Genomic DNA, 20997 nt, shown 5'->3' with positions numbered 1-20997 from the left:
CAGGCTTGGCGACCGGGATCGCCGTGGTCCGCCATCCCGGCCGCACCGCGGGCCGGCCGTCGCAGGTGACACTCACAGGACCTCGGCAGGCACGATCCCGCGCGCCGAACATGGCAGTGCGCGGCAGCGGCATGCCCAGCGCCCCGGCCCGGGGTCCGGGCGCGGATCCTCGTGATCCGCGATCCCGGCCGACACCCCAGGCCTGGCGGCGGGGATCGCCCTCGTCCGCCACCCCGGCCGCCACCTCAGGTCCGGCGGCCGGGATCGCCGTCATCCGCAACCCCAGCCGACACCCGAGGTCCGGCGGCCGGGATCGCCGTCGTCCGCCGCTCCCTGTCGCGCCCGGACCTGCCGTCGCAGGTGACACACTCCGGGACCTGCACTGGCAGGCCGGGACGAGCCCGCCGTTGCCGGCCTATCTCCCTGCCACGGAGACGACCGGCTGAGTGGTCCAGCATCGCTTCCCCACGTGCTGAACTACTTCGTGGCCAGTCGCATCAGTGCCCAGAGCCGGGCGGCGGCGTCGGCGTTTCCGTTCCACGTGACCGCACGGTGGTCGCGACGGCCCCACAGCCACAGGTACACCCGCATCGGCGTGCCCGAGACCAGGACGTCCGCCCGCCTCGCCTCCTGTGGAGAGCACCGCCATGCTTCCGTGAATCCCGGGCCCGCGCGGGCGATCCAGTGATGCCCGCCGGTCCGGATCCCGACCGACCACGGCGCGGTCCCCGAGACACCCAGCATCGCCAGGCGCTGGACGAACCACAGGGTCAACACCTCGTCCACACCGTCCACGGCGTAGTCGTCGGACACCGGCGTGATCGGCCCGTCGATGGGGGCGGGGCTTTCGCCCGAACGAGGCTCCGGCGCCACCGGCCTTTCCCCGGCCAGCGCCGCCGTTTCCTGAAGATCGATGCGGTGGATCGTGGTCTCGTGGGCCATCCGGCGGCACCAGAAGCCAATGGTGCGGTCGGCGGGCCACCACGTCGCGGCCGCGCTGTCCGCACCATTTGCCCGCAGCAGGGTCAGTAGTTCGGCCAGACCGGTCCGTAGATAGTCCTCAGTGGACTGTCCTGGCTCGGGATACTGCTGATACCGCCGGGGACTGCCGCCCTGGAGTATCCACAACCGCGCGGTCCGGTAGGTGCCACCGAGATGCCGCACGACCTCGCCCACCGTGAACCCGGGAGCGGTGACCACCCGCGCCGTCGGCGCGTTGCGGTGCGCGGCGTCCAGCAGCAGCTCCACCTCGATGCCCAGCGCGTCCAGGAAACGGCCCGGTTCGATCAGGGCTTGTCCGGCCATGACCCGCGCTTGACCTTCTGGCGCAGCGGCGCGGCACACTGCCGCACCGGCGCACCGTCGCTGGCCCGCCGTCCGTGCACGACACGGTCGGCGAGTTCGAGGAACTGACCGGCCTGGCGGTACAGATCGTCGGCGGAGCGGGCGGTGATGCGGCGCGTGATTCCGGCCTGCGCGGACGCGTGCGCCGCCGAGTTCGCCGCGAAGAACGCGGCCCACTCCCGCAGTTCGGGCGCCGCCGTTTCCAGCAGTACCCACACGCTGGCCGGACGGGCGCGCCCGCGATGGGGCCTGCCGCGCGCGGCGAGAATCGCGGCACCGCCACGCAACGCGGCCAGGTACGAGGCGATGAACCTCGGCACCGGGTCGTGCGCATGGCCGGCCTCCGCCAGACCGTGCAGGGCTTCCTTGAGCAGGCTCACGGCAGCGGGCGCCACGGGCGCGCGCACCGGCAGCGGCAGCGCCGGCTGAGCACCCCCGGCGCGCGACGTGACGGCAACGGACATTGCCCCTCCCTGGTCAGATCATGGTGTGGGATCCGGTGCCGAGGCGCTTCCCCCACCCCGGCACCGGTCCCTCACGGCCCGAGCGCTCTACCCGGATGTCGAACTCTTGTTCGACTGAGTTCAACTCTAACTTCGAACACGTGTTCGTTCAAGTCTCGATCCGGTGAGACTCCGGTGACCTTGCCAACGGCACTACCGTGACCACATGAAGGTGTTCATCACGGGCGGAACCGGGGCGCTCGGTGGTCACGCGGTTCCCGCTCTCGTCCGCGCCGGGCATGCCGTGACCGCACTCGCCCGCAGCGACGCCAAAGCCGCCACCCTCACCGCACAGGGCGCCTCGCCCGTCCAGGTTTCGCTGTTCGACCGCGACGCGCTGAAAGACGTGTGCGCGGGACAGGACGCGGTGGTGAACCTGGCCAGCGCGCTTCCGTCGATGGCCAGGTTCATGAGCGCGAAAGCGTGGCAGGCCAACAACAAGGTGCGCGTCGAGGGTTCCGCGACGGTCGCGGACGCCGCGCGCGCCGCCGGGGTCGGCCGGTTCGTGCAGGAATCGGTGAGCATGATCTACCGCGACCACGGCCCGCGCTGGGTGGACGAAAACGCACCGGTCGACCACTACCCGATCACGCGGGGAAACCACGCCGCCGAGGCGAATGCGAACGGTTTCGGCGACGACACGGTGGTTTTGCGCTTCGGCTGGTTCTACGGCCCCGGCGCGGCGCACAGCGAACAACTGCTGGCGCTGGCACGGCGCCACGTCGTCGCGATGATGGGACCGGCGCACACGTACGTGTCCTCGATCCACTTGGCCGACGCGGGCGAGGCCGTCGCCAGAGCGCTCACCGCACCCGCCGGCACGTACAACATCGTCGACGACGAGCCGCTCACGAAACGCGAATTCGCCGACGCGCTCGCCGACGCGGCCGGAAAAACCGCGTGGCTGCGCGTACCTGGCCGGGCGGGCCTGCTGTTCGGGGACCGGCTCACGTCGCTGACGCGGTCGTTGCGGGTGAGCAACGGGCGCTTCAAGGACGCGACCGGCTGGGCGCCGGGCTATCCGAGTGCGCGCGAGGGCTTGCGGGCCATGGCACTCACGGCATGAGCCCCGCCAGCGCCTCGATTCCCGTCTCGATCTCGCCCGGCGACGCCGCCGCGTAGCCGAGTACGAGTCCCGGCGGCCCCGGCAACTGCCGGTGCCAGGACAACGGCTGCACCTTCACCCCACGCGACAACGCCGCGGCGGCAAGGTCCACATCGGACACCTCGGGCCCGAACGTGACCATCAGGTGCAGGCCCGCCGCCGCGCCGTGCACCGTGGCTCCGGGCAGATATCGGCGCAGCGCGGCGATCATCGCGTCCCGGCGGCGCCGGTGCCGCCGGCGCAGCAACCGGAGCTGCCGCTCCAGCTCACCCGAGGTCATCAGCTCGGCCAGCACGAGTTGCGGCAGCACGGCGTTGCCGAGATCGGCCTCCCGTTTGGCCGCGACCGTCTCGTGGAAGTACCGCTGTGGCACCACGAGCCAGCCGACGCGCAGCGCGGGCGCGAGCAGCTTCGACACGCTTCCCGCGTAACAGACGTGTTCCGCCAGCATGGAACGCAGCGCGGGCACGGGCGGCTGGTCGTAGCGGTGCTCGGCGTCGTAGTCGTCCTCGACGATCAGCCCGCCCGCCTCGGCCCAGCTCATCAGCTCGCGCCGGCGGCGACCGTCCAGCACGACGCCGGTGGGAAACTGATGTGCGGGGGTGAGCAGCACGGCGGGCGCGCGCACGCGGTCGACGACGACACCGCCGCCATCGACCGGGACGGGCGGGGTGGTCATCCCCCAGCCCTGCAGTTGCCGCCGCGCCCCGAGCGAACCGGGGTCCTCCACCGCGACCTCGCTGATTCCGTTGTGCCGCAACACTTGTGCGAGCAGTCCGAGTGCCTGTGCGACGCCCGCGACGATGACCACCTCGTCCGGGCTCACCCTGATCGCACGGTTGCGCGCGAGCCAGTTGGCCACCGCGTCGCGGAACGCGGGCGCGCCGCGCGGATCGCCGTAGCCGAACGCCGTCGGCGACAGGCGGTCGAGCACCTTGCGCTCGGCACGCAACCACGCGGTGCGGGGAAACGCCGCGAGATCCGGCACTCCCGGCGTGAGATCGACGCGGGCGGGGATCGTGCGCAGCGAGTCGAAGACGCCGGGGCCCGGGTCGTCGGTGAACACCGCGCCCACCGGTGATGGGGCGGCCGCGGCGGGCGGCGGCGCGGAAACCGGTGCGGCGAGCACGACGGTGCCACCCCGGCCACGCCCGGCGGCCTGCCCGTCCTCGATCAGGCGCCGGTAGGCCTCGGTGACCACCCCACGCGAGACACGCAGTTCCCGGCCAGCACCCGGGTCGCCGGAAGCCGGGCGCCGACGGGCAGGCGGCCGTCGGCGATCGCGAGCCGCAGCCGGTCGGTCAGCCAGTCGGCGAGCCCGCCCGGCGGGGCCTCGCCGATGTCCAGCTGCAGGAAGTCCGCACCCGTTATGGACCCCTCCGAAGCGGCGCCTTTGGCTCTACCCATTGGACCATTGTGGCGCGAGGGTGGGGTCATGCGAAACATCGTGATGGCGGCGTGCGGGATGGTGCTGGTCGGCGGCAGCGTCGGCGTCTCGCACGCGCTGACCGGCGCGCCGCTGTTCACCGCGCAGGGCGTGCGTTATGCCGCCGCGTTTCTCATCCTGCTCGCCCTGGCCAGGTTTTCGCGCGTGCGGATCCTGCTGCCGCGCGGCCGGGAATGGCTGTGGCTGACCGGGGTCGCACTGAGCGGGCTGGTGCTGTTCAACGTCGCGGTGGTGCGTGGTGTCGCACATGCCGAACCCGCCGTCATCGCGGTCGCGGTCGCGTGCACGCCGGTGCTGCTCGGCGTGCTCGGGCCGGTACTGGAGCGCCGCACGCCGCGTGGCCGCATCGTGCTGGCCGCCGTCGTGGTCACCGTCGGCGGCGTGCTCGTCGAGGGCACCGGCCGCACCGACGCGGCGGGCGTGGGCTGGGCGGTGCTCGCGCTGGCCTGCGAGGCCGGGTTCACGCTGCTGGCCGTTCCCGTGCTGGAGCGGCACGGGCCGTGGGGCGTGTCCGTGCATTCGGTCTGGATCGCCGCCGTCGTGTTGCTGGCGCTGGGTTTCGCGACCGAAGGCCCTACCGCGGCGGCCGGGCTCACCGCGGCGGAATGGGGTGCGATCGCCTATCTCGCGGTCATGGTCACGGCCGTCGCGTTCCTGCTCTGGTACACCGCCGTCGCGTCGCTGGGCGCCGGACGGGTCGGCCTGCTCACCGGGATCGCGCCGATTTCGGCCGCGCTGACCGGAACGGCACTGACCGGGACCGCGCCGGGACCGCTGGTGTGGCTGGGCATGGCCGCCGTGATCGCGGGGCTGGCCGGCGGACTGGGCACACGTTCGAGTGAGCACCGGAACCTTGCCGGAGCGGACGGCGACGTGGACACCGTCAGCGATCCCGAACAGGAAGGCACGCCATGCATCACATCGCCACGTTCTGCGGCAACTGCAACTGCGGCTGCCCCGAGCTCTACCTCGACCACGAGGCGCCCGAGGAGAAGCGCGTCGTCATCACCGACGACTTCGGCCAGCGGATCCAGATGAGCGTCGAGCAGCTGCGCGTGCTCGTCGACGACATCAAGACCGGGGTGCTGGACAAGCTGTTCGAACCGACCGCGGCCTGACGCGGGAACTTTTCCACCGGCGCGCACGACCTGGAGATCATGACTTTCAGGCGTTTGCTCGCTCTGCTCGTGCCGGCCGCCGCGGCCATGCTGGTCGCGGCGCCGCCCGCGCTCGCCCACACCGAACTGGAAAGCAGCGACCCGTCCGAAGGCGCGTCACTGGCGACGGCGCCTTCGCAGGTGCAGCTCAAGTTCGCCGAGGCCGTCACGCTGCCGGCGGATCCGATCCAGATCACCGGGCCGGACGGCGCGAAATGGACGGTCGGCCAGGCCACGATCGCGGGTGCCACGATCACCGCGCCGGTGCGGGCGAGCGGTCCGGCGGGTGCGTACGTGCTCACCTACAAGGTGGTCTCCGACGACGGCGATCAGGTCACCGGGAACCTGCACTTCAGCCTCACCACCGGCACCGCGCCGAGCACGACCTCGGCGGCGCCGTCCTCCGCACCCGCGCCATCGGCCGCGGCGGCGAGCCGGCCCGCCGAAGACTCCGCCGGATTCCCGGTGTGGGGCTGGGTCGTGATCGCCGTCGTCGTGGTCGCCGCGATCGGTGGGCTTTTCGCGGCCCGTGCCCGGCGCTCCAGCTGACCCAAGGGGGATATGGCGTCGCCCATCAGGGCCGTCCGTGATCTCATATCAGCATGAGCAGCCTCGACCACCCGGCCGTCGCCAAGGTCGCCGCGGCACTCGCCGAAGCGGGTCAGCACGACGCGGCACAGGGCATCCGCATCCTGCCCGCCGAGGTACGCACCGCGGCGCAGGCCGCCGAAGCGCTCGGCGTCGGGGTCGGCGCGATCGCGAACAGCCTCGTCTTCCGCGCGGTGGTGGACGGCAAGGACGTTCCGCTGCTCTCGCTGACCTCGGGCGCACACCGGGCGAACACCGCGACGCTCGCGGCACTGGCCGGTGCCACCGCGGTCGAGAAGGCCGATCTGGCGTTCGTCAAGGAACACACCGGCCAGGTGATCGGTGGAGTGGCACCGGTCGGGCATCCCGGCAAGCTGCTGACGCTGGTCGACACGGCGCTGGAGCGCTACGACGTCGTCTGGGCCGCCGCCGGGCACGCGAAGTCGGTCTTCCCGACCACCTACGCCGGGCTGCTGGCGCTGACGGGCGGGCGGGCCGCGGATGTGGCGGGAGCGGAAGCGTGACCACGGTGTCCACCGAATTCGTGCGACTCTCGCCCGACGATTTCCGTACGCGGCTGCGTGAGGCGCTGGCCATCTACGTCGAGGCCATGCGCTACCCGCCCGGCACGTCGGAGCAGCGCGCCCCGATGTGGCTGACGCACGCACTGCGCGAGGGCTGGCGGTGCGTCGGGGCGTTCGACGCCGAGGGCACCATGATCGGGATCGCGTACGGCTACAAGGGCAGTCCCGGCCAGTGGTGGCACGAGCAGGTGCGGCGCGGGCTGGTGAAGAGCCAGGACGAGGCCAGCGCCGATCGCTGGCTCACCGACTACTTCGAACTGACCGAGATCCACGTCAAGCCGACCAGCCAGGGCGGCGGAATCGGCGAGACGTTGTTGCGCCGCCTGCTCGACGGCGTGCCCGACCGGCAGGTGCTGCTGTCCACGCCGGAAGGTCCGAGCCGGGCGTGGAAGCTGTACCGCCGCGTCGGTTTCGAGGACGTGCTGCGCAACTACCACTTCGCGGGAGACCCGCGGCCGTTCGCGATCCTCGGCCGCGGGCTTCCCCTCGAACCACCGGTTCAGCGCGTGTAGCTCACCGCCAGCGCGGTCACCAGCAACGCCGCGCCGCACCAGCCGGTCACGCCGAGCCGATCGCCGAACAGGACCGCCGATGCCACCACGGCGGTCAGCGGTTCCAGCAGCGCCGACAGCGCCGCCAGCACCGGATGAGCGGTGCGCAACGCCAGGAAGTACGCCGCGTACGCGATGGCGGTCGGCACGACGCCCAGATACAGCGCGATCGCCAGCACCTCGGGCCGAAGCGGCAGCGCCATCCCGAACCACAGTGCGACGGGAGTCAGCGCCACACCGCCGAGGAGCAACCCGAATGCCGTGGCGCAGAAGGAATCCAGGCCCTCGACCGGTTTGCGGGTGGCCAGGGTGAGCATCGCGAAACCGGCCCCGGCGAGCAGCGCGAACGCCACGCCGCCGGCGAGTTTCCAGCTGCCAGCGACCGGCGACCAGGTGAGCAGCACGAGCCCGGCGATCGCGGCGGCGGTCGCCCCGAGCGTGGTGGTGGCGGGCAGGCGCCGGTCACGGACGGCCGTGCCCAGCGTGGCGAACACGGGCACGCTGCCGATCGTGATCATCGTCGAGACGCTCACCGAGGTCAGCGACACCGACACGAAGTAGCAGGCCTGGAACTGCCCGAGCAGCGCGCCGGACATCAGCAGGCGCCGCACCACGGGCTTGGTCCAGACCAGCTCGCGCAACCGGCCGGTGGCCCAGACGAACAGCACGGTGCACGCGCCACCCAGCAGCAGCCGGTAGCACGCGACCGACAACGGATGCAGATGTCCTTGCGCGGCAAGGAGATTTCCGGAAAGGCCGCCGGTGCCCCACAGGACACCGGCGAGGATCAGCGCGGTCGCCGAACGGCCGCGCGCGGGCGCGGCAACGAATGTGGACATGAAGGATCGCTCCAGCGTCGTCGAAATGAGAGATGACCGAGGACCACACGCCGTTCGCGGCGGAGGACCGGTCGGGTGCGGATGTCCCGCACGGACACTGGGGGCGAAGCGGTTATTTCGAAAGGAAGGCTCGCCCCGCTAGGCGCGGGGCGGTGGGGTGATGCAGAAGAGGCGATGCATGGTCAAACTCAGTCCAATTCGGCCAGTTGTTCGCGGAGGGTGTCCAGTCCCATCCCGCCGAGCCGGAGCGCGCGGGTGTGGAAGTCCTTGATGTCGAAGGAATCGCCTTGCCTGCGGCGCGCGTCCTCACGCGCCTCGAGCCACAGCCGCTCGCCCAGCTTGTACGAGGGCGCCTGGCCGGGCCAGCCGAGGTAGCGGTCGATCTCGTCGTGCACGAGCGGCGGGTCGGTGATGGTGCGGGTCAGCATGAACTCCAGGCCCAGGTCCGGGCTCCACCGCTCGCCTTCGTGGAATCCGGTGCCGCGCGGAATCTCCAGCTCCAGATGCATGCCGAAGTCGACGAGCACGCGGCCGGCGCGGAACAGCTGCTCGGACAGCATCCCGAACAGCTCGCCGTCGTCGGAGAGGTAGCCGAGGTCCTGCATCAGCCGCTCGGCGTAGAGCGCCCAGCCCTCGCCGTGACCGGAGGTGAACGCGAACATCCGCTGGAAGCGGTTCAGCGAGCGCTCGTACACGGCCGTCGCGATCTGCAGGTGATGCCCGGGAACGCCCTCGTGGTAGACGGTGCTGACCTCACGCCACGTGGAGAACTCGTCACGGCCGGAGGGCAGCGACCACCACATCGTGCCGGGCCGGGAGAAGTCCTCGCTCGGGCCGGTGTAGTACGCGCCGGCACCGCCGCCCGGCGGGGCGATCCGGCAGTCGAGCGCCATGATCGGGTCGGGGATCTCGAAGTGCTTGCCGCGCAACTCGTTCAGCGCGGTGTCGGACAGCTGCTGCATCCACTCTTCGAAGGCCTTCTTGCCGCGCACGCGGTAACGCGGGTCCTCGTCCAGCGCCGCGGCCGTCTCGGCCAGCGTCGCGCCCGGCTTGATGCGCGCGGCGACTTCCTTCATCTCGGCTTCCAGCCGCGAGAACTCGCCCCAGCCCCATTCGTAGGCCTCGCGCGGGTCGAGGTTCGCGCCGACGAAGTAGCGCGACCACAGGCGATAGGCGTCCTCGCCGACCGCGTCCTTGGCGCGGGCCTTCGGCGCCAGCTCGGCGCGCAGGAACCCGGCCAGCTCGGCGTAGGCCTCCTGCGCCGACCGCGCACCGTGCGCCAGCTCGGCGCGCAACGCGTCGGACACGCCTTCGGCGCCCTCGACCAGCGCATCGAAGAATCCCTTGTCCCCGCCGAGCCCGGCCCACGTCTCGGCCTGCTCGGCGACCTTGGTGACCTGGCGCAGCGCGGGCGCGTTGCCGGCGTCGGCCGCGACCAGCAGCGAGGCGCGCACCCCGTCGAGGGCGCCCGCGACCTTGCCGAGCCGGGCGGCGATGGTGGCCCACTGCTCGGGCGTGCCGGTGGGCATCAGGTCGAACACCTGGCGCAGCTCCTGCACCGGGCTCGCGATGACGTTCAGCGACGCGATGTCCAGCCCGGCCTCGTGGATCTCCAGCTCGAGACCGGTGCGTTCGGTGAACACCGCCTTGGCCGACCGCTCGCTCGCGTCGGCGGGTTCGGCGGCCTGCACCGCCTCCAGCGCGCGCTTCTGCATCGCGGCGCGCGCGGCGTGGCCTTCCGGGGAGTAGTCGGTGACCTGGTCGTCGTAGCCCGGGATGCCGATCGCGGTCGCGAGGACGGGATGGGACGCGGCGAAGTCCTCGACGAACTGGTCACAGATTTCGTGCACGGAAGCCATGGACGCAACTTACCTCGGAGGGCAACCGGGTTTACGCGCGCGCGGGCACCAGTCCGAGCCTGCCGACGACCTCGCGCGTGGCCTTGGACCTGTTGAACGTGTAGAAGTGCAGATCCGGCACGCCCTCGGCGAGCAGCCGCTCACACAGTTCGGTGACCACGTCCAGGCCCTCGGCACGGAACGCTTTGGCGTCGCCTTCCAGCGGCTCGAGCCGGTCCAGCAGCCGCCGGGGGCACGAGGCGCCGGACAGCTCGATCGTCTTGCGCAGCGTGCGCGGCGTGGTCAGCGGCATGATCCCGGGAATCAGCGGGGCGTCGCACCCCGCGGCCGCGACCCGGTCGCGCAGCCGCAGGAAGTCCTCGGCCTCGAAGAACAGCTGCGCGATGCCGAAGTCCGCACCGGCCTTGAACTTCCGCACGACGTAGCGGGTGTCGGTGTCCAGGTCCACCGAACGGGGGTGGCCGTAGGGGAACACGGACACGCCGACGCAGAAGTCGCCGAGCGAGCGCACCAGCGTGACGAGTTCCTCGGCGTAGTTGAGTCCCTGCGGATGCGGCACCCACTCGCCGTACGGGTCACCCGGCGGGTCGCCGCGCAGCGCGAGGATGTTGCGCACGCCGACGGCCGCGTACCAGCCGATGACGTTGCGCAGTTCGGCGACCGAATGGTTCACCGCGGTCAGGTGCGCCATCGGGACCAAGGTGGTCTCGGTGGCGACGCGCGCGATGCTGCGGATCGTGCCGTCCCTGTTCGACCCGCCGGCGCCGTAGGTGATCGACATGTAGGCGGGGTCGTACGGTTCCAGCTCGCGGATCGAGCGCCACAGCACCGCTTCGTCGGCGTCGTCGCGGGGCGGGAAGAACTCCACCGAGAACACCGGGGCGTCGCCCCGCAACCGCTCGATCACCGTTTTCATGAAAACCATGGTATCCACAGCTCTTCCGCCACGCGGAAGACTTAACTCACAGTAGCGAGCTCCGGTTCGGCGGCGGCCTGTGCGCCCCAGCGGCGGGCGAGGAAGGCGCAGATCATCAGCTGCGCCTGGTGGAACAACATCAGCGGCAGCACGACGAGCCCCACGGCGTGCGCCGGGAACAGCACCGTCGCCATCGGCAATCCGCTGGCGAGGCTCTTCTTGGAGCCACAGAAGATGATCGCCACCCGGTCCTCGCGGGAGAACCCGAGCCGCGGGGTGAGCAGCCGCAGCACCCCGAGCACCGCGAAGAACAGCAGCAGGTTCACCACGAGCAGCCCGACGAGGACGAACCAGCTCAGCTGGTGCCAGATCCCGGCGACCACGCCTTCGCTGAACGCGGTGTAGACGACGATGAGGATGACCGTGCGGTCGGCACGGCCGAGGACCTTCTTGTGCCGGGTGATGAAGCCGCCGATCCAGCGCCGCGCGAGCTGGCCGGCGATGAACGGCACCAGCAGCTGCAGCACGATCGAGGTGATCGAGTCGAGCGAGAACCCGTTGCCGGTGGTGTTGAGCAGCAGCCCCACGACCAGCGGCGTGATGATGATGCCGACAAGGCTGGAGAACGTGGCGGCGCAGATGGCGGCCGCGACGTTGCCGTGGGCGATCGAGGTGAACGCGATCGAGGAGTTCACCGTGGACGGCAGCGCACACAGAAAGATCACGCCCGCCGCCAGCGTCGGGGTGAGCACCCAGGGCACCAGCAGCTTGGCCGCCAGCCCCAGCAGCGGGAACAACACGAACGTGGAGACGAGGATCGTCACGTGCAGCCGCCAGTGCTTGAGCCCGGCGAGCGCTTCCGCCGTGGACAGCCGGGCACCGTAGAGGAAGAACAGTGCGCCGACGCCGATCGCGCTGACCGCGGAGGCCACGTGGGCACCGGAGCCACGGGCGGGCAGCAGCGCGGCGATGCCTACGGCGGCGAGGATCCCCAGGATGAACGGGTCGATCCGGGTCTTCGCGAGCAGCGCGGCGCCACGCATGAACTGGTCCCTTCCCCGTGCGGTTCGTGCCTCGATTCTCCGTTCGGCCGGCGCAATTGTGAAGTATGATTACTTCCATAACTGCTATCGCACATCGTGATATACGGTGGTGTTGTGCTCGATCCGGTGTGGTTGAAGACCTTTCTGGTGGTCACCGAGACCCGTAGTTTCACGCGCGCGGCGGAGCGTCTCGGCCTGCGGCAATCGACCGTCAGCCAGCACATTCGCAAGCTGGAGCAGGCCGCGACGCAGCAGCTGCTGCTGCGCGACACGCATTCGGTCGAGCTCACGTCGGATGGCGAGGCGATGATCGGGTTCGCCAGCAGCGTGGTGGAAACCATGGACCGGGCTATGAGCTACTTCACGGGTACGGAGCTGCGGGGCCGGGTCCGTTTCGGGGCTTCCGAGGACTTCGTCGCCGGGCCGCTGCCGGAGATCCTGCGCGAGTTCCGCCGTTCCCATCCACGGGTCGATCTGGAACTCACCGTCGCGTTGTCCGGGGTGCTGCACGAGAAGCTGCGCGCCGGTGAACTCGACCTGGTGCTCGCCAAACGACGGCCGGAACAGGACGCGACCGGTCTGCTGTGGACGGACAAGCTGGTGTGGGTCGGCCGCGAGGGCATCGACCTCGATCCGGAGCAGCTGGTGCCGCTGATCGCCTACCCGCCGCCGAGCATCACCCGCGCGCGGGCGCTGGAAGCCTTGCAGCGCAACGGAAATCAGTGGCGCGTCACATGCACGAGCGGCAGCCTGAACGGGCTGCGCGCCGCGGCGCTGGCCGATCTCGGGGTGGCCGTGTTCGCCCGCAGCCTCGTGCCCACCGGCCTGGCCGAACTGCCCGCGAAGCACGGGCTGCCCGATCCCGGCGAGGTCGAGTTCATCCTCAACGCCCGCCGCCAGGCCATGCGCGGCCCCACGGCGGCGCTGTCGGATGTGATCCGCGCCGAGGCCAGCCGCCTGCACGGCACCCCGTGACCTCAGCCCGAGGGCGCGATGCTCAGGTCGACGACGCAGAAGACGTTGCCGTCCGGATCGGCGAGGACGACGAAATCCGGTCGCGGCGGATAGTCCCACGCGACGCGGCGGGCGCCGAGGCCGATCAGGCGCTCGATCTCGGCCTGTTGCTCGCCGGTGCTGTCGACGAACAGGTCGAGATGGATGCGGGGCTTGGTCTCGACCGGGGATTCGCTGTACATGAGCCCGAGCGCGGAGCCCGTCCCGTCCGCGTGCACCAGGGTGCGCCACCGCTCGCTCTTCCACTCCTGGCCGGACACCAGGTTCAGCGCCGCGCACCAGAAATCCTCGGCACGCTGGACGTCGGTCACCCCGATGACCGGAATTCCGAGTCTGAGCATGATCGCGACCCTAGCCCGGGGACCGGCGCTCCCGCAGCAGGGCGCCCGGGCTCAGCCCGGTCAGCGCACGCACCTCGCGGGTGAGATGCGCCTGGTCGGCGTACCCGGCGAGCGCGGCGAGACCGGCCAGGTTCAGCTCGCCCGACTCCCCGGCGCGCAGGAACCGCTGGAAGCGGCCGACGCGCTGGACCGCCTTCGGGCCGACCCCGGTGTGGTCGAGAAACAGCCGCCGCAGATGCCGCTCGGCGACGTTGACCTCCTCGGCGACCGCGGCCACCCCGGTCACTCCCTGCCACAGCCGCCGCACCGCGTACGCCAGCCTCGGCTCGACCGGATCGGGACGCAGCCCCGCCGGGAACCGGCCCAGCCACACCTCCTCGGCCACGCGCCGGGCCACGTCGTCGGGCAGGAGCGCCGACAGTGGCAGCGTCGCGTCACGTAGTTCGTGCGCCCGCAGCCGCAGCGTCGTGCCCAGCGCCTCGGTGCGGAACCGCAGCCCACGGAAGTCGGTGCCCGGTGCGAGGTCGTGCAGTGCGACCTCGGTGGTCGGGCCGACCAGGACCGCGGTCCCGTCGGCGGTGACGATGATGTCCGAGCACACGTCCGGCACGACCCGCTGCATCCGGCCCGCGTCGCCCACGCGCTGCTCCCACCAGCAGTGCACGACGCCCCGGCCCGGCCGCTCCCGGTACATGGATTTCAGCGTAGCGGTCTCGGGGAGGTAACGACGGAACGCGCTGGAGCGACTACAGCGGTGAACCGCGGTCCGGCGAGGAGAGAGGGCACCGATGCTCCGGGTGCTTGGTGTGCACGGTGTCGGCACGTACCGCTATCTGCGGCAGGCCGGTTCCCCGGGAGACGCGGCCGTCGCGCTCGCCACGGACTGGTTCCGTCACCTCGGCACGGCGATGCCCCCGGATTCGGCCGTGGACCTGCATGTCGCCTACTACGGGCACCACGTGTACTCCGGTTTCGAGGAGGACGCGGCACAGCTGCTGCCCGGCGAACGCGAGATGCTCGCGAGCTGGGTCGGACAGTTCGGTCCCGGCCTCGACCCGCCGGGCGCGGCCGACTGGCTCGGGCAGAGCTACGGCCCGGGCACGCGGCTGTTCGGGCTGGCCTTCGCCAGGGAACTGCACACCTACCTCGGTGCCGCGGAACGGCGCGAGGCGAGCATCGCGGCCGTCGCGGACGCCGTCGCCGCCCACCGGCCGGACGTCATCGTCGCGCACTCGCTCGGCAGCGTCGTCGCCTACGAGACGCTGTGGGCGCACGAGGAGCACGAGGTGGACTTGCTCGTCACCCTCGGCAGCCCGCTGGCCATGCCGAGCGTGCTCGACCGGCTACGGCCCGGCGGCGACGCCGGACGGCCGCCGGGCGTGAAGCGGTGGGTGAACCTCGCCGACGTCGCCGACATCGTGGCGGTCCCGGCCGGCGGGCTCGGCACGCGCATCGCGGGGGTGGATCGCGACATCCCCATCACGACGGGAATCTGGGAGTTCCAGACGGCGGGGGCCTACCTGCGCTCCCCCGCCGTGGCCGACGTGATCTTCGACCAGGCGAAACCGCTCACAGCAGATTCGTCTCGGTGACCCCCGGCCCCTGGCCTGCCCGGATGAACCATTCCGTGCCGAACGCGCCCACGAAGAATTCGTCAGGCGTGGCAAGGAAAAACGAGTCCTCGGCGATCTGGCTGGCGTGCGCGCGCATGGCCTTGCGCTTGTAGTCGAGGTAAGCGGTGACGTCCACCGCCGCGGTGATCTCGGACTCCGGTTTGCCGATCTGCGCCATGGCCGCCGCGTCGGGCACCGTGAAACCCAGCTCCGCGGCCCGGTCCGCGTGCTCGCTCATGCCCTTGATCATCTCGTCGCGGTTCTGCGTCGCCTGGTAGACGCGGGGTGTGCCGGCCAGTTCCGCCGCGCGCATGCCGACCCGGTGCACCTGGATGTGGTCCGGATGCCCGTAGCCGCCGAAATCGTCATAGCACGTCAGGACTTCCGCGTTCTCCTCGCGCAGGATCGCGGCCAGTTTCCCGGCCGCCTCCTCCACCGGAGCGCGCCAGAACGAACCGGGCGCGTCGTTGGTCGGCTCGCCCATCATCCCCGAGTCGGTATAGCCGAGGAATTCGACGCGTTCGGCGCCGAGGATCTCCGCCGCCGCGTGGGTCTCGCGCACGCGGCGCTCCCACAGCTGCTCGCCGTCGCCGAGAAAGCCCTCGGGGACCTCGCCCTGCTCGCCGCGGGTCGCCACCACCAGGACGACGCGATGGCCGTCCTCGTAGGCCTTGCGCATGACACCGCCGCAGGTGATGCACTCGTCGTCGGGATGGGCATGAAAAGTCACAAGTGTGGCCACGGAGCAACACTACGGCTGTTCGTCACATCGCGACCACCCTGGGATCGCGCGAACGCGAGGTAGCCCCGACGATAGAGGCATGGACTATGACGCCGACCTGCCGGGCCACGTGGAACGGGAGCTGACCCGCTTCCTGCGTGAGGCTGGTGCCGCGATTCAGCACACCGAGCCCGGCTTCTCCTCCGGCGTCGACGCGCTCACCGAGTTCGTGCTGCGCGGCGGGAAACGGCTGCGGCCCACGTTCGCCTGGTGGGGCTGGCGCGGCACCGGAGGCGAGCCCGCGGACGCCGACGGCGTGCTGCGGGCCGTGGCCAGCCTCGAACTCGTGCAGGCCTGCGCGCTGATCCACGACGATCTGATCGACTCGTCGGACTCGCGTCGCGGCAGGCCGACGGTGCACGTCGCGTTCGCCGACATGCACACCGCGGAACGCTGGCTCGGCCCCCCGGCCGCCTTCGGGCTGGCCACCGCGATCCTCATCGGCGACCTGGCGCTCGCGTGGGCCGACGACATGTTCTCCGCCGCCCCGCTGCCCGCGCCGACGCTGGAGCGCGCGCGGCCCGCGTGGCGGGCGATGCGCACCGAGGTGCTCGCCGGGCAGTTCCTCGACGTCCGCACGCAGGCCAGCGGCGACACCACACCGGAAGCGGCACTGCGGGTCAACCGCCTCAAAACCGCCGCCTACACCGTGGAACGCCCGCTGCACCTCGGTGCCGCACTCGCCGGGGCCGCGCAGTCGCAGATCGCGACCCTGCGCGAGTTCGGCCGCGACCTCGGGGTGGCCTTCCAGCTGCGCGACGATCTGCTCGGCGTGTTCGGCGATCCCTCGGTCACCGGCAAACCCGCCGGCGACGATCTGCGCGAGGGCAAGCGGACCCTGCTCATCGCGCTCGGCCTGCGGCTGGCCCGCGACGAGCAGGCCGCGGCCATCACCGAGGCACTGGGCGAGCCGTCGCTGACCGAGTCCGACGTGGACGTGGTGCGCAAGACGCTCACCGAGGTGGGCGCGGTCGCCGCGGTCGAACAGCGGATCGACGAGCTGACCTACACCGCACTGGCCGCGCTCGACCGCGCGCATCTCACCGAACCCGCCGCGACGCATCTGGCCGACCTCGCGGGCAAAGCGACGCAGAGGACCTACTGACATGCACGTCGTCGTGATCGGCGCCGGGCTCGCGGGCCTGTCCGCCGCGCTGCACCTGCTGGGCGCGGGCCGCGAGGTGACGGTGCTGGAACAGGACGACCGGCCGGGCGGGCGGGTCAGCCAGCGCGAGTTCGACGGCTACTCCGTCGACACCGGCGCGACCGTGCTGACCATGCCGGAGCTGCTGGACGAGGCGCTCGCGGCGGTCGGCGAGACCAGCAGGCTGCGGCTGATCCGGCTGGATCCGGCCTACCGGGCGCGCTTCGCCGACGGCAGCTCGATCGCCGTGCGCACCGACGGCGAGGCGATGGAAGAGGAGGTCCGCGCATTCGCCGGTCCGCGCGAGGCCGACGGCTACCGGCGGCTGCGGCGCTGGCTCACCGAGCTGTACGCCGCGGAGAAGGACCATTTCATCGGCGGTAACTTCGATTCTCCGCTCGATCTCGCCCGGCCGGAACTGGTGAAGTTGCTGACACTGGGCGGTTTCGGGCGGCTCGGTCCGCGCATCGGCCGGTTCTTGCACGATCCCCGCCTGCGCAAGCTTTTTTCCTTTCAGGCGTTGTACGCCGGACTGGATCCGCGAAACGCTTTGGCCGCCTACGGCGTCATTCCCTACATGGACACGGTCGCGGGCGTGTACTACCCGCTCGGCGGGATGGGCCGGGTCGGGCAGATGCTCGCCGACGCCGCCGAGGGCGCGGGCGCGAGCCTGCGCTTCAAGACCGAGGCCGCTTGGCTGGAAAGGGTTTCCTCACGCGTGCGCGCCGTCCGCACGCGCGCGGGCGAGCGTATCGAATGCGACGCGGTGGTGCTGGCCACCGAACTCACCACGTCCTACCGCCTGCTCGGGATCCGGCCGCGGCGCGTGCTGCCGCTGAAGTTCTCGCCGTCAGCGGTCGTGCTGCACGGCCGCGCGCGCCGGAGCTGGGACGAGCTGGACCACCACACGATCTTCTTCGGCGACGCGTGGGAACGCACGTTCGCCGAGATCATCCGCCACGGCTCGCTAATGAGTGATCCTTCGCTGCTGGTGACCCGGCCGACCGCGACCGATCCCACGCTGTCCTCGAACGGCCAGGTGATCTCGGTACTGGCCCCGGCGCCGAACCTGAGGGCCGGCCGGATCGACTGGGCCCGCGTGGGTCCCGCCTACCGTGACGAACTCGTGCGCACGCTCGCCGCGCGCGGGCTGAGCGGGTTCGGCGAGGACTACGACGTGCACGAGGTGGTCACGCCGCGGGACTGGGCCGAACGCGGGCTCGCGGCGGGCACCCCGTTCTCGCTGGCGCACACGTTCGCCCAGACCGGCCCGTTCCGGCCGCGCAACGTCGTGCGCGGGGTCGACAACGTCGTGCTCGCGGGGTGTGGAACCACACCGGGCGTGGGTATACCTCCGGTGCTGATATCCGGACGACTGGCAGCCGCGAGGATCACTGGACGATGACCGATCTGGAGAACGCCTACCGCGACTGCCGCCGGATCAACGCCCAGCACGGCAAGACGTTCTTCCTCGCCACCCGCCTGCTGCCCGCCGGCGCCCGGCCCGCGACGCACGCGCTGTACGGCTTCGCGAGGATCGCCGACGAGGTGGTCGACAATCCGGAGCCGGGCAGCGATCCGGACATCGGGCTGGCCGAGCTGGAACAGCGGCTGGACAAGCTTTTCGCGGGCAATCCGCAGAACGATCCGGTGCTCGTCGCGCTCGCCGACACGATCCGGCGCTACGGCCTGGATCGCGAACTCTTCGACGCGTTCCTCAGGTCGATGCGGATGGACCTGACCGTCGCCGAGTACGAAACCTTCGACGACCTCGCCGAGTACACCTACGGTTCCGCGAGCGTCATCGGTCTGCTGATGCTGCCGATACTGGGAACCGTGGTGCCGCAACGGGAAGCGGCCCCGAGCGCGGCCGCACTCGGCGAGGCGTTCCAGCTCACGAACTTCCTGCGCGACATCGGCGAGGACCTCGACCGGGGCAGGCTGTACCTGCCGGTCGCCGAACTCGCGGCGTTCGGTGTGGACCGTGATCTGCTGGTGTGGTGCCGCGCACACGGGCGCCGCGATCCGAGGATCCGCCGCGCGATGGCCGCGCTGGTGGCGCACGCGCGCGCGATCTACCGGCGCGCCGAGTCCGGGATTTCGTTGCTGCGCAAGGAGTCCCGGCCGTGCGTGCGGACCGCGCTGGTGCTCTACCGCGGCATTCTGGATGAAATCGTCCGGCGCGACTACGACGTGCTCGCGCGCCGTGTCGCCGTCGGCAGGGGGCGGCGCCTGATCACCGCCGCTGCGTATGCCGCCGGGGCGGGTTTAGGCTTGCGATCATGACCACTTCTGCCGCACGGCCCGTCCGGATCGGTCTGCAGCTACAGCCGCAGCACGCCGACTACGCCAAGATCCGCGCCACCGCCTCCGAAGCCGAGGACCTCGGCGTGGACATCATCTTCAACTGGGATCACTTCTATCCCTTGTACGGCGATCCGGACGGGCTGCACTACGAGTGCTGGACGATGCTGGGCGCCTGGGCCGAGTCGACGTCGCGGGTGGAGATCGGTGCGCTCGTCACGTGCAACAGCTACCGCAACCCGGAGTTGCTCGCGGACATGGCGCGCACGGTCGACAACATCAGCGGCGGGCGGCTGATCCTCGGCATCGGTTCCGGCTGGTTCCAGAAGGATTACGACGAGTACGGCTACGAGTTCGGCACGGCGGGCGGACGCCTGGACGATCTCGCGGACGCGCTGCCGCGCATCGAATCGCGGCTGGACAAGCTCAACCCGCAGCCGCAGCGCAAGATCCCGGTGCTGATCGGCGGCGGCGGCGAGAAGAAGACGCTGAAGCTGGTCGCCAAGCACGCCGACATCTGGCACGGTTTCGCCGACCCCGAGGTGGCCGAGCGCAAGATCGGCATCCTGCGCGCGCACTGCGCCGACGTCGGGCGTGACCCGGCCGAGATCGAGCTGTCCGTCGGCGTGCAGGGCGAGCCGGACGAGGTCGGCCCGAAGCTGCGCGAGCTGGGCGTCTCGACGTTCACCGTCGGCACCGGTGGCCCCGACTACGACCTGTCGGCGCTGTCGAAGTGGATCGCCTGGCGCGACGCCCAGAACTCCTGAGCGAGGCCGTGGGGGATCCCGCATCGTTCTCGGGGTCCTCCACGGCACGACGGTGCATAACCCGCATGGGGGGTGTGTCGTCAGAAGGCCATTGCCTGCGCGCGCCGCTTGACCTCGGTGCCGTGGTTGGTGCGCAGGGCGTTGATCGGCGTTACACCGGGAAGGGACTCGTCCTCGGTGTAGAGCCAGCGCAACATCTCGGTGCGGTCGAAACCGGCGTCGGCGAGCACCGTCAGCAGCCCGGCAAGACCTTTGACGAGTGTTGTCCCGGCAAGGAAATCCGCGGGAACGTACAGCTCCTTGTCCCGGCGGACGGCCAGCAACTGGCCATCCCGAAGCATCTGCCGCACCTTGTTGGCCGAAAGCCCCAGTTCCTTACTCACCTCGCCGAGCGAGAGCACGGCGACGTCGGGGCCGAGCACGTCATCAGCGACTGGAATCGCACTCACAGCTGACACTGTGCCACATCGGACATCACTCAGCGCAATACCACTCTAATGGCGTAACGAGGCGGACGCCGGGAGGGGTGGATTCGCGGGACGCGCTGGAACCCTGGGCGCCGCGAAGTCCGGACTCGCGCGCCACGAAGTCTGGACTCGCCGCGAGGGGAAGTCCGGCACTCGCGCGACCTGGACTCGGGGCGCCGGGAAGTCTGGACTCGCACGACCAGAAACCCGGACTCGCGGGACGCAAGGCTGGACTCGGCCGACGCGAAGTATGCATTCGGGCGCTGGGAAACCTGGGTCTCGGAAGTCCGGAAGTCTGCACTCGCGCCACGGGAAACCTGGACTCGGAGGCCGGGAAGCCCAGACTCTGCCGACGCGAAGCTTGGACTCGCGGGACGGGACGTCTCGGGCGGCCGGAAGCCCCGACTCACGCGACCAGAAACCCCAACTCACGCGACCACAAGCCTCAACTCGCACGACCGGAAACCTCAACCCGCGCGACGAGAAGCCTGCACTCGCATGAGCGCAAACCTCAACTCCCGCGACCGCAGACCGGAAGCCTGCACTCGCACGACCGGAAGCCCCGACTCACGCGACCGGAAACCTCAACTCGCGCGGCCGGAAGGCTGGACTCGCGGGGCGGGGTGGGGC

The 20997-nt window shown here is 70.8% G+C and carries 21 protein-coding genes and 1 pseudogene; 11 read left to right on the top strand and 11 right to left on the bottom strand.

Annotation, left to right across the window (positions count from 1 at the left end):
* Positions 1-477: 477 nt before the first annotated feature.
* Both HFP15_RS08475 and HFP15_RS08470 read right to left on the bottom strand, forming a co-directional pair.
* Positions 478-1305, bottom strand: coding sequence for a maleylpyruvate isomerase N-terminal domain-containing protein (locus HFP15_RS08475; protein ID WP_168513322.1), 828 nt, complete (start codon positions 1303-1305; stop codon positions 478-480).
* On the bottom strand, positions 1287-1808 hold the full coding sequence (locus HFP15_RS08470) for an SAV_6107 family HEPN domain-containing protein (protein ID WP_168513320.1): 522 nt from the start codon (positions 1806-1808) through the stop codon (positions 1287-1289). Before HFP15_RS08470 ends, HFP15_RS08475 begins: the two co-directional genes overlap by 19 nt.
* A 205-nt stretch (positions 1809-2013) precedes the next feature.
* On the opposite strand from HFP15_RS08470, the gene HFP15_RS08465 reads away from it, so the two are divergent.
* Positions 2014-2913, top strand: coding sequence for an NAD-dependent epimerase/dehydratase family protein (locus HFP15_RS08465; RefSeq protein ID WP_168513318.1), 900 nt, complete (start codon positions 2014-2016; stop codon positions 2911-2913).
* On the opposite strand, the pseudogene pdxR reads toward HFP15_RS08465, so the two are convergent.
* Positions 2903-4359: pseudogene (gene pdxR / locus HFP15_RS08460) on the bottom strand (MocR-like pyridoxine biosynthesis transcription factor PdxR). The gene HFP15_RS08465 and the pseudogene pdxR overlap by 11 nt on opposite strands.
* A gap of 28 nt (positions 4360-4387) precedes the next feature.
* Here pdxR and HFP15_RS08455 point away from each other — a divergent pair.
* From HFP15_RS08455 to HFP15_RS08435, 4 genes are all read left to right on the top strand, one after another.
* Positions 4388-5437 carry a DMT family transporter gene (locus tag HFP15_RS08455; protein WP_210716950.1) on the top strand — a complete coding sequence of 350 codons (1050 nt, stop codon included), beginning with the start codon at positions 4388-4390 and terminating at the stop codon, positions 5435-5437.
* 119 nt (positions 5438-5556) lie between these two features.
* Positions 5557-6105, top strand: coding sequence for a copper resistance CopC family protein (locus tag HFP15_RS08445; protein ID WP_168513314.1), 549 nt, complete (start codon positions 5557-5559; stop codon positions 6103-6105).
* A 53-nt stretch (positions 6106-6158) separates the two neighbouring features.
* Positions 6159-6668, top strand: coding sequence for a YbaK/EbsC family protein (locus HFP15_RS08440; protein WP_168513312.1), 510 nt, complete (start codon positions 6159-6161; stop codon positions 6666-6668).
* A complete protein-coding gene (locus HFP15_RS08435; RefSeq protein ID WP_168513310.1) occupies positions 6665-7240 on the top strand; it encodes a GNAT family N-acetyltransferase in 576 nt (191 codons plus the stop codon). The genes HFP15_RS08440 and HFP15_RS08435 overlap by 4 nt, the downstream gene beginning before the upstream one ends.
* Here the strand turns inward: HFP15_RS08435 and HFP15_RS08430 are convergent.
* From HFP15_RS08430 to HFP15_RS08415, 4 genes are all read right to left on the bottom strand, one after another.
* Positions 7228-8118, bottom strand: coding sequence for a DMT family transporter (locus HFP15_RS08430; RefSeq protein ID WP_168513308.1), 891 nt, complete (start codon positions 8116-8118; stop codon positions 7228-7230). The two genes, HFP15_RS08435 and HFP15_RS08430, sit on opposite strands and share 13 nt — an antisense overlap.
* A 188-nt stretch (positions 8119-8306) precedes the next feature.
* Positions 8307-9977 carry a DUF885 domain-containing protein gene (locus HFP15_RS08425; protein ID WP_168513306.1) on the bottom strand — a complete coding sequence of 557 codons (1671 nt, stop codon included), beginning with the start codon at positions 9975-9977 and terminating at the stop codon, positions 8307-8309.
* A 31-nt stretch (positions 9978-10008) separates the two neighbouring features.
* On the bottom strand, positions 10009-10893 hold the full coding sequence (locus tag HFP15_RS08420) for a methylenetetrahydrofolate reductase (RefSeq protein ID WP_168513304.1): 885 nt from the start codon (positions 10891-10893) through the stop codon (positions 10009-10011).
* 41 nt (positions 10894-10934) lie between these two features.
* The gene (locus HFP15_RS08415; RefSeq protein WP_168513302.1) at positions 10935-11936 is read right to left on the bottom strand and encodes a bile acid:sodium symporter family protein; all 1002 of its coding nucleotides are present in this window, start codon (positions 11934-11936) and stop codon (positions 10935-10937) included.
* A 114-nt stretch (positions 11937-12050) separates the two neighbouring features.
* On the opposite strand from HFP15_RS08415, the gene HFP15_RS08410 reads away from it, so the two are divergent.
* A complete protein-coding gene (locus HFP15_RS08410; RefSeq protein ID WP_168513300.1) occupies positions 12051-12911 on the top strand; it encodes a LysR family transcriptional regulator in 861 nt (286 codons plus the stop codon).
* A gap of 2 nt (positions 12912-12913) precedes the next feature.
* Here HFP15_RS08410 and HFP15_RS08405 read toward each other — a convergent pair whose 3' ends face one another.
* Both HFP15_RS08405 and HFP15_RS08400 read right to left on the bottom strand, forming a co-directional pair.
* Positions 12914-13291, bottom strand: coding sequence for a VOC family protein (locus HFP15_RS08405; RefSeq protein ID WP_168513298.1), 378 nt, complete (start codon positions 13289-13291; stop codon positions 12914-12916).
* Between the two features lie 10 nt (positions 13292-13301).
* Positions 13302-13985: a helix-turn-helix domain-containing protein gene (locus HFP15_RS08400; RefSeq protein WP_168513296.1), complete on the bottom strand. Its 684-nt coding sequence runs from the start codon at positions 13983-13985 to the stop codon at positions 13302-13304.
* 94 nt (positions 13986-14079) lie between these two features.
* Between HFP15_RS08400 and HFP15_RS08395 the strand changes: the two genes are divergently transcribed.
* Complete coding sequence (locus HFP15_RS08395) at positions 14080-14883, top strand: serine peptidase (RefSeq protein WP_168513294.1); 804 nt, start codon at positions 14080-14082, stop codon at positions 14881-14883.
* Here HFP15_RS08395 and HFP15_RS08390 read toward each other — a convergent pair.
* Positions 14861-15646, bottom strand: coding sequence for a PIG-L family deacetylase (locus HFP15_RS08390; protein ID WP_168513292.1), 786 nt, complete (start codon positions 15644-15646; stop codon positions 14861-14863). The two genes, HFP15_RS08395 and HFP15_RS08390, sit on opposite strands and share 23 nt — an antisense overlap.
* Before the next feature lie 79 nt (positions 15647-15725).
* On the opposite strand from HFP15_RS08390, the gene HFP15_RS08385 reads away from it, so the two are divergent.
* From HFP15_RS08385 to HFP15_RS08370, 4 genes are read left to right on the top strand one after another with little or no spacing between them, the layout of a single operon-like run.
* Positions 15726-16790, top strand: coding sequence for a polyprenyl synthetase family protein (locus HFP15_RS08385; protein ID WP_168513290.1), 1065 nt, complete (start codon positions 15726-15728; stop codon positions 16788-16790).
* A gap of 1 nt (position 16791) precedes the next feature.
* On the top strand, positions 16792-18234 hold the full coding sequence (crtI, locus tag HFP15_RS08380; protein WP_168513288.1) for a phytoene desaturase family protein: 1443 nt from the start codon (positions 16792-16794) through the stop codon (positions 18232-18234).
* Complete coding sequence (locus HFP15_RS08375) at positions 18231-19115, top strand: phytoene/squalene synthase family protein (protein ID WP_168513286.1); 885 nt, start codon at positions 18231-18233, stop codon at positions 19113-19115. The genes crtI and HFP15_RS08375 overlap by 4 nt, the downstream gene beginning before the upstream one ends.
* On the top strand, positions 19112-19900 hold the full coding sequence (locus tag HFP15_RS08370) for an LLM class F420-dependent oxidoreductase (RefSeq protein ID WP_168513284.1): 789 nt from the start codon (positions 19112-19114) through the stop codon (positions 19898-19900). The genes HFP15_RS08375 and HFP15_RS08370 overlap by 4 nt, the downstream gene beginning before the upstream one ends.
* Positions 19901-19980: 80 nt before the next feature.
* On the opposite strand, the gene HFP15_RS08365 is transcribed toward HFP15_RS08370, so the two are convergent.
* Complete coding sequence (locus HFP15_RS08365) at positions 19981-20349, bottom strand: Rv2175c family DNA-binding protein (RefSeq protein WP_168513282.1); 369 nt, start codon at positions 20347-20349, stop codon at positions 19981-19983.
* Positions 20350-20997 lie beyond the last annotated feature (648 nt).

The sequence above is a fragment of the Amycolatopsis acididurans genome, assembly GCF_012328925.1.
Lineage (GTDB): Bacteria > Actinomycetota > Actinomycetes > Mycobacteriales > Pseudonocardiaceae > Amycolatopsis_E > Amycolatopsis_E acididurans.
The sequence above is the reverse complement of the archived record's forward strand: the minus strand, read 5'-3'. Positions and strand labels throughout refer to the sequence as shown.

Excerpts from the sequence above, each read along its gene's own strand:
- HFP15_RS08440 (WP_168513312.1), top strand. The coding sequence starts at position 6,159 with ATGAGCAGCCTCGACCACCCGGCCGTCGCCAAGGTCGCCGCGGCACTC.
- HFP15_RS08445 (WP_168513314.1), top strand. The coding sequence starts at position 5,557 with ATGACTTTCAGGCGTTTGCTCGCTCTGCTCGTGCCGGCCGCCGCGGCC.
- HFP15_RS08415 (WP_168513302.1), bottom strand. The coding sequence starts at position 11,936 with ATGCGTGGCGCCGCGCTGCTCGCGAAGACCCGGATCGACCCGTTCATC.
- HFP15_RS08465 (WP_168513318.1), top strand. The coding sequence starts at position 2,014 with ATGAAGGTGTTCATCACGGGCGGAACCGGGGCGCTCGGTGGTCACGCG.
- crtI (WP_168513288.1), top strand. The coding sequence starts at position 16,792 with ATGCACGTCGTCGTGATCGGCGCCGGGCTCGCGGGCCTGTCCGCCGCG.
- HFP15_RS08375 (WP_168513286.1), top strand. The coding sequence starts at position 18,231 with ATGACCGATCTGGAGAACGCCTACCGCGACTGCCGCCGGATCAACGCC.
- HFP15_RS08370 (WP_168513284.1), top strand. The coding sequence starts at position 19,112 with ATGACCACTTCTGCCGCACGGCCCGTCCGGATCGGTCTGCAGCTACAG.
- HFP15_RS08400 (WP_168513296.1), bottom strand. The coding sequence starts at position 13,985 with ATGTACCGGGAGCGGCCGGGCCGGGGCGTCGTGCACTGCTGGTGGGAG.
- HFP15_RS08455 (WP_210716950.1), top strand. The coding sequence starts at position 4,388 with ATGCGAAACATCGTGATGGCGGCGTGCGGGATGGTGCTGGTCGGCGGC.
- HFP15_RS08395 (WP_168513294.1), top strand. The coding sequence starts at position 14,080 with ATGCTCCGGGTGCTTGGTGTGCACGGTGTCGGCACGTACCGCTATCTG.
- HFP15_RS08420 (WP_168513304.1), bottom strand. The coding sequence starts at position 10,893 with ATGAAAACGGTGATCGAGCGGTTGCGGGGCGACGCCCCGGTGTTCTCG.
- HFP15_RS08470 (WP_168513320.1), bottom strand. The coding sequence starts at position 1,808 with ATGTCCGTTGCCGTCACGTCGCGCGCCGGGGGTGCTCAGCCGGCGCTG.
- HFP15_RS08405 (WP_168513298.1), bottom strand. The coding sequence starts at position 13,291 with ATGCTCAGACTCGGAATTCCGGTCATCGGGGTGACCGACGTCCAGCGT.
- HFP15_RS08430 (WP_168513308.1), bottom strand. The coding sequence starts at position 8,118 with ATGTCCACATTCGTTGCCGCGCCCGCGCGCGGCCGTTCGGCGACCGCG.
- HFP15_RS08425 (WP_168513306.1), bottom strand. The coding sequence starts at position 9,977 with ATGGCTTCCGTGCACGAAATCTGTGACCAGTTCGTCGAGGACTTCGCC.
- HFP15_RS08475 (WP_168513322.1), bottom strand. The coding sequence starts at position 1,305 with ATGGCCGGACAAGCCCTGATCGAACCGGGCCGTTTCCTGGACGCGCTG.
- HFP15_RS08385 (WP_168513290.1), top strand. The coding sequence starts at position 15,726 with ATGGACTATGACGCCGACCTGCCGGGCCACGTGGAACGGGAGCTGACC.